7 protein-coding genes are annotated in these 11,811 nt (G+C 70.4%); all 7 read left to right on the top strand.

The window, feature by feature from the left end; all coding sequences use genetic code 11:
* The first annotated feature begins 33 nt into the window (after positions 1-33).
* The 7 genes from ACS5PK_RS18890 (at position 34) to ACS5PK_RS18920 (ending at position 11,743) form a co-directional block, all read left to right on the top strand.
* Complete coding sequence (locus tag ACS5PK_RS18890) at positions 34-4,185, top strand: YhdP family protein (RefSeq protein WP_439441816.1); 4,152 nt, start codon at positions 34-36, stop codon at positions 4,183-4,185.
* Positions 4,186-4,195: 10 nt separating this feature from the next.
* Positions 4,196-5,050, top strand: a complete 855-nt coding sequence (locus ACS5PK_RS18895; protein WP_439441817.1) for a carbon-nitrogen hydrolase family protein — start codon at positions 4,196-4,198, stop codon at positions 5,048-5,050.
* A gap of 117 nt (positions 5,051-5,167) precedes the next feature.
* Positions 5,168-5,725: a hypothetical protein gene (locus tag ACS5PK_RS18900; protein ID WP_439441818.1), complete on the top strand. Its 558-nt coding sequence runs from the start codon at positions 5,168-5,170 to the stop codon at positions 5,723-5,725.
* 53 nt (positions 5,726-5,778) lie between these two features.
* Entirely contained in the window at positions 5,779-6,120 is a 342-nt protein-coding gene (gene cutA / locus ACS5PK_RS18905) for a divalent-cation tolerance protein CutA (RefSeq protein WP_439441819.1), read from the top strand.
* 397 nt (positions 6,121-6,517) lie between these two features.
* Positions 6,518-6,706 (top strand): DUF6229 family protein, encoded by a 189-nt coding sequence (locus ACS5PK_RS18910; RefSeq protein ID WP_439441820.1) that lies wholly within the window; start codon positions 6,518-6,520, stop codon positions 6,704-6,706.
* Between the two features lie 121 nt (positions 6,707-6,827).
* On the top strand, positions 6,828-9,728 hold the full coding sequence (locus ACS5PK_RS18915) for a type 2 lanthipeptide synthetase LanM family protein (RefSeq protein ID WP_439441821.1): 2,901 nt from the start codon (positions 6,828-6,830) through the stop codon (positions 9,726-9,728).
* A complete protein-coding gene (locus ACS5PK_RS18920) occupies positions 9,725-11,743 on the top strand; it encodes an ABC transporter ATP-binding protein (RefSeq protein WP_439441822.1) in 2,019 nt (672 codons plus the stop codon). The genes ACS5PK_RS18915 and ACS5PK_RS18920 overlap by 4 nt, the downstream gene beginning before the upstream one ends.
* The last annotated feature ends 68 nt before the right edge of the window (positions 11,744-11,811 follow it).

The following is an 11,811-nucleotide window of genomic DNA, read 5'->3' on the forward strand; positions in this document are numbered from 1 at the left end:
CACTGCCGATTCCCGGCCTCTCGTGCCTCTGTCATGTCTTCGCTGATTGCCCACACGCTTGCCGCCGTCCGGCGTCCGCTTCGCTGGACGCGCCGCTGCATGCGTTGGGCCGTCGTAAGCCTGCTGCTGCTGTGCACCTTGCTGCTGGCGGCCTGGCTCACGCTTCACTGGGCGATTCTGCCGCAGCTGGATCGATGGCGTGCGCCCTTGGAGCAACAGGCCTCCAAGGCGTTGGGCTTGAAGGCCGAGATCGGCCGCCTGGAGGCCGAGCCCGGTGCCTGGCTGCCGGCGCTCACTCTGCACGACCTGCGTCTGAGCGATGCCCAGGGGCGCACCGCCCTGCGCCTGCCCGAGGTGAAGGCCGTGCTGTCCCTGCGCTCGCTGTACGCCCTGGAGATCCGCTTCGCCCAACTGCTGATCAGCAAGCCCGAGCTGGAACTGCGGCGGGACAAGACCGGCCGCATCTTCGTCGCCGGCCTGGACATCGCCGAGGGTGAGCAGGCCAGTGATGGCGCCGAGCTGGCTGACTGGTTCTTCTCCCAGCCCGAATTCGTGATTCGGCAAGGCCGCATCCGCTGGGTGGACGAAAGGCGCCAGGCCCCGCCCCTGGAGCTCAGCGGCCTGGACCTGGTCATGCGCAACGGTTTGCTGCGCCACGATGTGCGCCTGGACGCCACGCCGCCGGCGGCCTGGGGCCAGGCCCTGAGCCTGCGCGGGCGCTTCAAGCAGGCCCTGCTGAGCCGCCCCAGCGAGTTCCAGCGCTGGAGCGGCGAGCTCTTTGCCGACCTGCCCCGGGCCGATGTGCGTGAACTTCGCCGCTACCTGGACCTGCCCTTTGAGCTGTCCGAAGGCGACGGGGCCCTGCGCGGCTGGGCCGAGATCCGCGAGGGCCAGCCCCAGGCCCTGACCCTGGACATGGCCCTGCGCTCGGTGCGCATGCGTCTCTCACCGCGGGTCGACGTGCTGGACCTGGGCGGTATTGCCGGCCGCTTGGAACTGCGCCGCACTGGCTCGCAGCTGACCCTGGCTGCCAAGCAGCTGGGCTTTGAGCTGGACGATCGCCTGGTCTGGCCGCGCAGCGACTGGTCGCTGAGCGTGGTGGAGGAACAGGCCGATTCGCGCGGCGTGAGCCAGGACGTGACCCAGGGGCCGGCGCCCGGCCGCATCGTGGGCGGCGAGCTCAGGGCCCAGCATCTGGACCTGGACCTGCTGGCACGCATCGCCACCAAGCTGCCCCTGGGCGAGCAGCTGCGCCGCCTGGTCGATGACATCGCCCCGCAGGGCGTGCTCAGCGAGCTCAGTGCCAGCTGGGAGGGCAGCCTGGACGCTCCCAGGCGCTACCGGGCTCGTGGCCAGCTGCAGCAGTTCAGCATGCAGGCGCAGGCGGGTGCCGATGCCCTCCATATGGGCCGCCCCGGCCTGGATGGCGCCAGCCTGCGCTTCGAGGCCACGGACCGCGGTGGCCAGGCCCAGTTGCACATCACCGGGGGCTCGGTGGAGTTCCCGGGCGTGTTCGAGGCCCCGCGCATCCCCATTCAGCGGCTGTCGGCTCAGCTGGACTGGCGCATCGAGCCGCGCGACCAGGGCCTGCCCCTGGTCGAGCTGAAGGCCAGCGAGGTCAGCGTGGCCAACGACGACCTGCTGGGGGAGCTGGAGGCCACCTGGCGTACCGGCCCTGGCGAGGGTGTGGGCCGCGGCGGGCGCTTGCCCGGACTGCTGGACATCAACGGGCGCCTGTCCGAGGCCAAGGCGGCGGCGGTCTGGCGCTACCTGCCCCTGGGCGTGGGCGAGCAGGCCCGCCACTATGTGCGCGATGCCGTGCTGGACGGCACGGCCAGCAATGTGCAGTTCCGCAGCCGCGGCGATCTCTGGGACTTCCCCTATGACCGCAGCAGGGATGGCCAGTTCCGCATCAGTGCCCAGGCCCGCGACGTGCTGCTGGCCTATGTGCCCAGCCATGCCGCACGCGACGGCGCGCCGGCCTACGAATCGCCCTGGCCTGTGATGGAGCGAGTGCAGGCCGAGCTGCTCTTTGAACGTGGCAGCATGAGCATCCGCAATGGCCGCGCCCAGGTGCTGGGCTACGAGCTCAGCAATGTGAATGGCGGCATCAAGGACCTGATCCATCACCAGGTGCTCGCGCTGGAGGGCAGCGGGCGCGGGCCGGCTTCGGAGCTGATCCGCTTCGTCAACGTCTCGCCGGTAGGCCCCTGGACCGGCAATGCCCTGGCCACAGCCTCCGGCAATGGCAACGTCGGCCTCAAGCTGAGCCTTCAGATGCCGCTGGACCGCGTGGAGGCCACCCAGCTCAAGGGCAGCGTGCAGTTGCAGGGCAATGACTTGCGCCTTCGGCCTGACGTGCCCCTGCTGGGATCGGCGCGCGGGCGGGTGGACTTCGACCACAAGGGCATGCAGGTCGTCGGTGGACAAGCCCAAGTGCTGGGTGGGGACGCCAGCCTCGAGGGCGGGAGCCAGAAGGATGGCAGCCTGCGGTTCACCTGCCAGGGCACGGCCACCGCCGAGGGCCTGCGCCGCGCGAGCGAGCTGGGCCTGTTGAGCCGCCTGGGCAGCTTCATGAGCGGGCAGGCCGCCTACCGGCTGCTGCTGGGCATCCGCGGCGGCGCCACCGAGGTCTCGGTGCAGTCCTCGCTGCAGGGCCTGGGTGTGGAGCTGCCTGCGCCGCTGCGCAAGGACGCCGACGCCAGCCTGCCCTTGCTCTACCAGACCCAGGGCCTGGGACCGCAGCGCGACGAGCTCCGCCTGGATCTCGGCAATCTGCTGCATGCCCAGTACCAGCGTGACACCAGCGACCCGGAGTCGCCCAAGGTGCTGCGTGGTGCCATCGCCGTCGAGGACAAACTGCCCGCCCTGCCCGACAGCGGCGTGCTTTTCCAGGCCCGACTGGGCCGCGTGCAGGCCGATCCCTGGCTGGCCGCAGAGTCCCAGCTGCTGGGTTCCTTGCCGGCATCGGGAAGTGCGGCCGCCGGCAATGCCGAGGGCGGCTACGGCCCCAGCCGCATCCAGTTGCAGGCCCAGCAGCTGCTGGCGGGCGGCCGCGCGATCAACAAGCTCAACGCCACGCTCAGCCGCACGGACGCCTGGTCCTGGCGCGGCACCCTGGATGCCGAGCAACTGGCCGGCCAGATCGACTGGCGGGACAACGCTGCGCCGCAGGGCGGCCGCCTCTTCGCGCGCCTGAGCCGCCTCTCACTGCCCAAGAGCGAGGCCGATTCGGTCAGCCAGCTGCTGGACAAGTCCGACACCCAGGTGCCGGCCCTGGACGTGGTGGTGGAGGATTTCGAGCTTCGCGGCAAGCGGCTGGGGCGCCTGGAGGTCGAGGCGCAGCTGCAGGGACCGCGCCTGCCCGGTGGGCGCGAGTGGAAGCTCAACCGTCTGCAGCTCAAGAACCCGGACGCCATGCTCAGCGCCACCGGCCAATGGAAGGCCGAGGCCGGCCAGACCCAGCGACGCACACAGCTGGACTGGCAGCTGGACGTGGCCGATGCAGGCAAGCTGCTGGAGCGTATCGGTCAGGGTCAGGTCTTGCGCAGCGGACGAGGCAAGCTGCGCGGGCAACTGGGATGGCAGGGCTCGCCGCTGTCGCCCGATTACGCCAGCATGGCGGGACAGCTCAACGTGGCGCTGGACGCCGGCCAGTTCCTCAAGGCCGAGCCCGGCGTCGGCCGTCTGTTGGGGGTGCTGAGCCTGCAGAGCCTGCCGCGGCGCCTGCTGCTGGACTTCCGTGATGTGTTCGCCGAAGGCTTCGCCTTCGACAGTTTCGAGGGCGACGTGCGCATCGAACGCGGCCTGGCCCGCAGCGAGAACCTGCGCATGCGTGGCGTGCAGGCCCTGGTGCTGATGGATGGCACGGCCGACCTGGCCCGCGAGACCCAGGACCTGCGCGTGCTGGTCGTCCCGCAGGTCAACGCAGGCGGGGCTTCGCTGGCCTATGCCGCCATCAATCCGGCCATCGGCCTGGGCACCTTCCTGGCCCAGCTGCTGCTGCGCAAGCCCATGGCGGCGGCGAGCACCAGCGAGTTCCACGTCACCGGCACTTGGGAGTCGCCCAAGGTCGAGGAGGTGCCGCACAAGGGCGGCGTACCCGAGGATGCCGCCAGCCGGCCGGCCGGCGCTGGCTCGGCGCCGGCCTCGAGTGCGTCCGCGCCCCCATCGTTTGCATCCTGAGGAGAATCCCATGAAGATAGCCGCCATCCAGATGGTGTCCACCCCCGATGTGGCCCGCAATCTGGCCCGTGCCTGCGAGCTGATGGCCCAGGCCGCCGCCGAGGGCGCCGAGGCCGTGGCCCTGCCCGAGTACTTCTGCCTGATGGGCCTGCAGGACCGCGACAAGCTGGCCGTCGCCGAGCGGGACCTGGCCCTGGACCCCGAGGCCGCCGCGCCGCTGCAGCGCGCGCTGGCGCAGGCGGCGCGCGAGCTGGGTGTCTGGGTGCTGGGTGGCACGCTGCCCATCGATGGCGAGGGCGCGGCAGCGGGCCAGCGCGTGCGCAACAGCGTCTGCGTCTACGCGCCCGACGGCCGGCGTGCGGCCCGCTACGACAAGATCCACCTCTTCCGCTTCAACAATGGCCGCGAGGCCTACGACGAAGGCCAGGTGCTGGAGCGGGGCGAGCAGCCCGTCACCGTTGAGCTGATGGCCCGCGACGGCCGGGCCTGGCGCACGGGCTTGTCGGTCTGCTATGACCTGCGCTTCCCCGAGCTCTTTCGCGCGATGAGCTTCACGCCGGGCCAGCCGCCCTGCGACCTCATCGCCGTGCCCGCGGCCTTTACCTACACCACGGGTGAGGCGCATTGGGAGCTGCTGCTGCGCGCCCGGGCTGTCGAGAACCAGGCCTATGTGATCGCCCCCGCGCAAGGCGGCCGGCACGAGAACGGCCGCCGGACCTGGGGCCACAGCATGGTCATCGACCCCTGGGGCCAGGTGCTGGCCTGCCTGCCGGAAGGCGAGGGCGTGGTGATGGCCGAGCTGGACGCCGACCGCCTGGCCGCCGTGCGCAGCCAGCTGCCGGCCCTGCAGCACCGCCTGCTGTGAGCTGAGGCGCGGCGCGAATGCCCGGCGGCCGGCGCGCCGAGACAGGCAGGCTTTGCCCGTCTTTTCCCGGCTTGGACCCAGGGGCAGATCGGCACCATGGAGGCCTGGAGACTGCCCATGATGCGCCCCGTCCTGCCCCTTCTTCTCGCCCTGGCCCTGCCCGTCATGCTGGTTGGCTGCGGCACGCCGGCCGAGCCTGCGCACATGAGCCTGCGCTCTGCCGAGCGCCTGCAGTTGCGCAGCTGGATTCCGGACACGCTCAAGGGCCAGATCCGACTGGGCGCCGTCAGCGGCGGGGCGGAGACCTGGAAGTACTGGGGCTCCAGGATCAGCGATGACAGCCTGCGCATCGCGATCGACGAGTCCCTGCGCGGCGTGGGCCTGGCGGCGGTGATGCCGGAGGGCGGCCGCTTCGAACTGCAGGCCAGGCTGCTGAAGCTGGAACAGCCCAAGGTTGCGGCCGACGTGACCGTGGCCCTGTCCGTGAGCTATCGCCTCGTGGAGCGCGCCAGCGGACGGCTGGTGTACGAACGCCAGATGCGACTGGTCCACACCACGCCGCTGGACGCCGCCTGGTTGGACATGAACGAGCGCCTGCGCCTGGCCAATGAGGCGGCGCTGCACCAGTCCCTGCAAACCCTGGTGCGCGAGCTGATCGAGCTGCGCCTGAGCTGAGTCGCCGCAGGACAATGGCGGCGCCATCTCCGTGGCAACTGCCGGAGCCTGCCATGCCCTCCTTCGATTCTGACCGTCCCCTGCTGATGCTCACGACCCTGCCCAGCCGCGAGGCCGCCCAGGCCCTGGCGCGCGAGGCGGTGCAGCGGCATCTGGCCGCCTGCGCGCAGATCCAGGCCGTCGAGAGCATCTACCACTGGCAGGGCAAGGTCTGCGAAGACGCCGAATGGCGCCTGTTGCTCAAGACCACGCAGGGCCGCCAGGCCGCTCTGGCCGCCCTGGTGGCGGACCTGCATCCCTACGAGCTGCCGGCCTTGCTGAGCGTGCCGGTGCAGTGGTCCGAGCCCGCCTTCGCCGCCTGGATCACCGAGGCCGTGGCGGACCCGCAGGCCTGAGCGTTGCGCAGCGCCTGAGTTGGTGCGTGCCATCCTGAGGGCCTCCTCTACCGGCCGCAGGGCTGCGCCCAGGCCTCGATCTGAAGGCGTGGACGCGAAGCCCATGGTCAGTGTGCCCAACGGATTGGCTGGTGGGTTCCTGGTGCTCGTCCATGGGCACTGACCCTAGCTGTAAAGCTTTACAGGTTGGTTCCGTTTTTGGTGTAACAAGCCTTCGCCCTAGGTGCTTGCCCCATGGGGCGGCGACTGACGCGCCGCATAGCCTTCGATCCGCTTTGCGCGACATCCGTTGGCGAAGGCCGCCGGGGCATGGCGCAGCTGTCAGCGTTGCCCAGGGGCGTTCGCAGGCGGTGGGCCAGCGCAAGGTTTTCAAACTCAACCTAGCAAGGAGACTCCCATGAACGAAATCACCAGCGCACTGCAGCAAGTCCAGCAATGGATGCAGGATGAGTCCGCCGCCAGCCCGGCAGGCCCGCTGTTCTCCAGCGGCGTCTACAGCGAGTCCGAAATCGCTGGCGACGTGTCCATCGAAACCCGCCAGGGCTGCTCCAGCTGCTCGGGCTCGCGCACCATCATGTGCTGCTGATGTCTTGAAGTACCCGGGCCGGGCGCTTATGGCGTCAGGTCCGGGCGCCCCGCTTCCGGGCGGGGCGTCCCCGTCCTCTTGCGGTGGCGGGCTCCTCCTTCCTCATCGCCAGCCCCTGTCCATGCAGTCTCAGAATCCGTCCCCGACCCCTGTTGCCGCGCCCGAAGCGCCCGCCCCCGATTTCGTTCCTTGCCTGAGGCCATGGATCGTGCCGGCCCTGGACAGGCTGCATGAAGAGCTGCGCGCCGTTGCCGGCCTGTCCGACAGCGAACGCGGCGTCATTGCCGAGGCCTTGCGCCAGCACCTGCAGCAGCAGCTGCATGCCAAGCTGGCCCGCGTGCTGGTCATGGACATCAACGCGGCCCGTGTCCAGGGCCGTCTGCAGGCATCGAGCCCGCAGGGGCGCTGGGAGGAATACCTCGCGCTGGCTGCCACCGAGCAGCACTGGACTCAGCTGGGCGAGCAGTACCCGAGCCTGCTGGCGCGCGTCCGCTGGATCGTCGATCACAAGGTGAGTTTTGTCGCGCGCCTGGGCCGACATTTTGCGCAGGACCGGCCTCTGCTCGCAGGGCTGCTCGGCGCAGTGCCCGGCCCGCTGCAGGCCCTGGAGCTGGCCAAGGGCGACAGCCACAACGGCGGCGCCGGCGTGGCCCTGCTGCGTCTGGAGGGTGGCACCGTGGTCTACAAGCCGCGGCCTCTGAACACCGACCAGGCCCTGGCCGACTTCCTGCAGCAGATCCTGGCCGATGAGCCGGTCGCGCAGCGCGTGCGTGTGCCCGCGGTGCTGGACCGCGGGGACCACGGCTGGAGCGAGTTCATCGTCCACCGCCATGCCGCCAACGAGCAGGAGCTGCAGCTGTTCTACCGGAACATGGGCCACTGGCTGGCCATCATGCGCCTGCTGGGCGGCACTGATTTCCACGGCGAGAACGTCATCGCGCAGGGCTGCCTGCCCATCATCGTGGACTGCGAAACCCTGTTCTGCCCGCGCATCGAGATCAAGCCCTCGGGCTTTGGCGATGCCATCGACCGCGCAGACGAAGCCATGTTCGCCTCTCTGATGAAGACCGGCCTGCTGCCCGGCCGTGGTGCCTCGCTGGGCTGGCGTGGAGTGGACAACTCCGGCATGGGCAGCATCCGCCAGCAGCAGCCCAAGATCAGCATTCCCGCCCTGGTGGACGGCGGCCTCGACACCGTGCGCATCGGCCAGGCCCTGGTCGAGGTGGAGATCGCCAAGAACCACCCCTGCGAGACGCCCTCGCTTGAGCGCTACTGGGGCCAGGTGCTCGAAGGCTATGACAGGCTCACCGCCCACCTGATCCAGCTGCATTCGCAAGGCCGCCTGGCGCCGCTGCTGCAGGCCTTCAAGCCCTGCCACATCCGCCTGGTGCCGCGGGCGACAGAGGTCTATGCCGAGCTCATCCGCATGCTCTGGCATCCGATTTCGCTGGCCGACGAGGCCCAAGCCCGCCAACGCGCCGCCGGCCTGCTGGCGCGCGCGGCGGCGCTGATCTCGACCACGCCGTCCGACCCTGTGGTCATCCAGGCCGAGATCGACGACATGCTGCGCGGCGACGTGCCCTACTTTCACAGCACGGCCGGCCATGGGCGCATGTCCGGGCCCGGCGGTACGCACTGGCTGCCCGAAAGCGATCTGGTCGAGCAATGCCTGCGGGCCTGGAGCGCCTCGGATCAGCGCCTGGACCGCGACATCATCAAGGCCTCCCTGCTGAGCGCCTATCTCAACGATGGCTGGATGCCCACCGAGAAGTCCTTCCGCGTCCTCGAGGCCAGCCAGGAGGACCTGGAGGCGAGGCGCCAGACCTGGGCCCGTCGCCTGCTGGTGCCCTTCCTGCAGCACTGCATCCGTGGCGAGGACGGCACGGTGACCTGGATTTCGCCCACCCTGGGGCCCACGGGCTGGGGCATCCAGGCCATTGACCAGAACCTGTATGGCGGCAATGCCGGCGTCGCCCTGTTGCTGGCGGCCTATCAGCGCGAGGTGGCCCAGGGCCGTGCCCTGCCTTTGCCAGGCGCTGCGGAGATGCTGTCCGCTGTGATCGAGACCATGCGCAAGGGCCTGTACCGCCAGGTCGAGCTGCAGCGCTCGGCCGGCAAGGTGCGGCCGCACCAGCCGGGCGGCTATCTGGGCATAGGCTCGCAGATCTGGGGCTGGCTGCAGCTGGAGTCGCTGGGGGCCGTCGGCGCCGAGGCCGTGGAATGCGCCGCGCTGACGGCCGAGTACATGCAGGGATCGCTGGAAGCCGACCAGACCTATGACCTGCTGGCCGGCGCAGCGGGCGCCATCCCCGGTCTACTCCTGCTGCACCGGCGCACCCAGCAGGCGGCGCACCTGGCGCTGGCCGTCGCGGCGGGCGACCATCTGCTGAACGCAGCCAAGCGCGAAGGCGGTCTGGCCTGCTGGCCGACGCAGGCAGCGCCAGAGGGCATGGGCGGCTTCGGGCATGGAAGCTGCGGCATCGGCTGGGCCTTGCTGAAGCTGTACCAGGCCTGCGGCGAGCCGCGGTTCCTGGAGGGCGCACAGGAAGCGCTGGCCTTTGAGGAATCCCTGTTCGACGAGGCGGACCAGAACTGGCGCGACCTGCGCCACCTGGATGGCGTCAACTGCTCCACGGCCTGGTGCCACGGCGCCGTGGGCAATGGCCTGGGCTACCTGGACTTCACGACTCTGATCGGAGAGGACCGGGTGCGCGAGCGGGTGCATCAGGCCGCGGGCGCGACCTTCCGGCAGGGCATGGGCTGGAACCACTGCGCCTGCCATGGCGACGCCAGCGCTCTGGAGTTGCTTCAGGAAGCCGCCGACCGTGGCCTCGCGCCGCCAGGCGTGAGCCGGGACGCCGAACTGGCGCGCCTGCTGGCCAGCCTTGAACGGCATGGCAGCCGCTGCGGCATCACCAACGACGTCTTCTCGCCGTCATTGATGACGGGGCCTGGCGGCATTGCCTACCAACTGCTGCGCGCGCATCCCGAAGCGCGGCTGCCGTCCTTCGTGCGGCCATGAACCCGAGGCCGGACGGGGCAGGGGCGGCGCCCGGCTCGGCGGCACCGCAGCAGCCGGGCGAGGGCGATGTCTTCATCGCCACCGACAACCCTTACTGGGAGCTGGGGCAGTCCGAAGCCCTGCTGAGCAGCTTTCCCGCCTTCTTCCGGCGGGTGGCCGGTGCCGCCCCGCCTGTCATGGCCCTGATGCGTCGGGTGGGCCTGGCCGCCGTCTTCGGCGTGTTGGCCTGCCAGCTGCTGGCCGGGCTGCTGTGGGCCTACAGCCTGGTGCTGGGGGGCCGGCTCCTGCAGGCCCTGCTCGATGCACATGCCCTGGCTCAGACCCTGAGCCAGCAGCTGGTCCCGCATCTGGGGGCGGTCCTGGGTCTGGGCCTGGCCTACCTCGGCAAGCTGGGGCTGGACGCGCTGGCAGAAGTGCTGCGGGCCCGGCTCAGCCCGGCCCTGGTGGCCATGGCCGAGCAGGACTTCGTTGACGCCTGCCTGCGCGCGCCGCTGCAGCGTTTCGATGATCCGGACTTCGTGGACCGCATGCACCGCGCCCGCGACCGCGGCCTGCATTACGTCGAGAGCATCGTCGACCAGACCGTGGCCCTGAGCAGTGCGGCCATAGGCCTGGTGTCCGGCGCGCTGGCCTTGCTGGTGCTGCATCCGGCCCTGTTGCCCGTGCTGCTGCTGTGCCTCGTGCCACAGGCCTGGACGGCCATCCGCGCGCTGCTGAGCGTGCAGAGCCACTGGGACCAGAGCATCGCGCTGTCCCGCCAGGGCTGGATGCTGCAGGAGCTGGCCAGCCAGCCCGAGCCCGCGGCCGAGCTGCGTGCGCTGCAAATGGAAACCCTGCTCAGCGAGCGGCACCGGCGCGTTGCCGAGGCCCTGCGCATCAGCCTGGAGCGGCTCAAGGCCGGCATCGCACGCACGCGGGCCTGGGGGGCCGTGGTGAGCGGCCTGGCGCAGGGCCTGGCCTACCTCTGGCTGGTCGTGCTGGTGGACCGCGGCAGCCTGGCGCCCGCGCTGGCTGGTGCGGCCGCCCTGGGCCTGCGCACCAGCCTGGAAGCCGTGCGGCAGTTGGTCCATGCCCTGGACCAGATGATGGAGAAGGCGCTGTATCTGGACGACTATTTCGGTTTCGTCGGCCAGTCCCGCGCGGCGCCTCCGCTGCCCCTCGGGGCGGCCGTGGCAGCGCCGCAGCGCATCGCGCTGCAGGGCGTCGGCTTCGCCTATGCCGGGGCCCCGGACCGGCCGGTGCTGCATGACATCCACCTGGACCTGCGTCGTGGCACGACCATCGCTCTGGTCGGCGAGAACGGCTCTGGCAAGTCCACGCTGGCCAAGCTGCTGGCCGGGCTTTACGAGCCCTCCAGCGGGGCCATGTACTGGGACGGGGTCGACTGCAGGACGCTGGACGCGCGCCAGCGTCTGGCCCACACCCTGATCGTGCCCCAGCACCCGCTGCGTTGGCCCTACAGCGCGGCGCAGAACGTGCGGCTGGGGCGTGTGGAGCTGGCGCAGACGGCGGACCACGACGCCCGCTTCGCACAGGCCGTGCGTGAGGCTGAGGCCGACGAGGTGGCCGCCCAGTTGCCGCAGGGCTGGCAGACCCTGCTCAACCGCCTGTTCAAGGGCGGCATCGAGCTGTCCTCCGGCCAGTGGCAGCGCCTGGCCGTGGCGCGCGGCCTCTACCGCCAGGCCGCCTTGACCATCTGGGACGAGCCCACCGCACCGCTGGACGCCAAGGCCGAGGCGGCCGTCTTCACCAGCCTGGCGAAGCTGCGCCGCGATCGCATGGTGGTGCTGATCACACACCGCCTGGCCAGCGCGCAGTCGGCCGACTGCATCTACTTCCTCAAGGCCGGTCGCATTGCCGAGTCCGGCACGCATGAGGAACTGATGGCCTTGGGCGGGGGGTATGCGCAGTTGCATGCGATGCAGGCGAGGCTGGCAGAGCGCGTGGAGGACGCCCCTGCTGAATCGGCCGTCGATCCTGCACGCCAGGCGCCGCGCGAAGCCGCGGCTGCCTGATCGCACGGCGCCGAGGTCACCCCGCCCCAACGCCGCCCCAACGCCGCCCCAACGTCGCCCCAACGTCG

The organism is Roseateles sp. DB2 (genome assembly GCF_051857535.1).
In the GTDB taxonomy this organism is placed as follows: Bacteria; Pseudomonadota; Gammaproteobacteria; order Burkholderiales; family Burkholderiaceae_C; genus Roseateles_B.

What these genes read in the sequence shown, in the direction of transcription:
- ACS5PK_RS18890 (WP_439441816.1), top strand. Translation starts at nt 34, where the DNA reads ATGTCTTCGCTGATTGCCCACACGCTTGCCGCCGTCCGGCGTCCGCTT.
- ACS5PK_RS18895 (WP_439441817.1), top strand. Translation starts at nt 4,196, where the DNA reads ATGAAGATAGCCGCCATCCAGATGGTGTCCACCCCCGATGTGGCCCGC.
- ACS5PK_RS18900 (WP_439441818.1), top strand. Translation starts at nt 5,168, where the DNA reads ATGATGCGCCCCGTCCTGCCCCTTCTTCTCGCCCTGGCCCTGCCCGTC.
- cutA (WP_439441819.1), top strand. Translation starts at nt 5,779, where the DNA reads ATGCCCTCCTTCGATTCTGACCGTCCCCTGCTGATGCTCACGACCCTG.
- ACS5PK_RS18910 (WP_439441820.1), top strand. Translation starts at nt 6,518, where the DNA reads ATGAACGAAATCACCAGCGCACTGCAGCAAGTCCAGCAATGGATGCAG.
- ACS5PK_RS18915 (WP_439441821.1), top strand. Translation starts at nt 6,828, where the DNA reads ATGCAGTCTCAGAATCCGTCCCCGACCCCTGTTGCCGCGCCCGAAGCG.
- ACS5PK_RS18920 (WP_439441822.1), top strand. Translation starts at nt 9,725, where the DNA reads ATGAACCCGAGGCCGGACGGGGCAGGGGCGGCGCCCGGCTCGGCGGCA.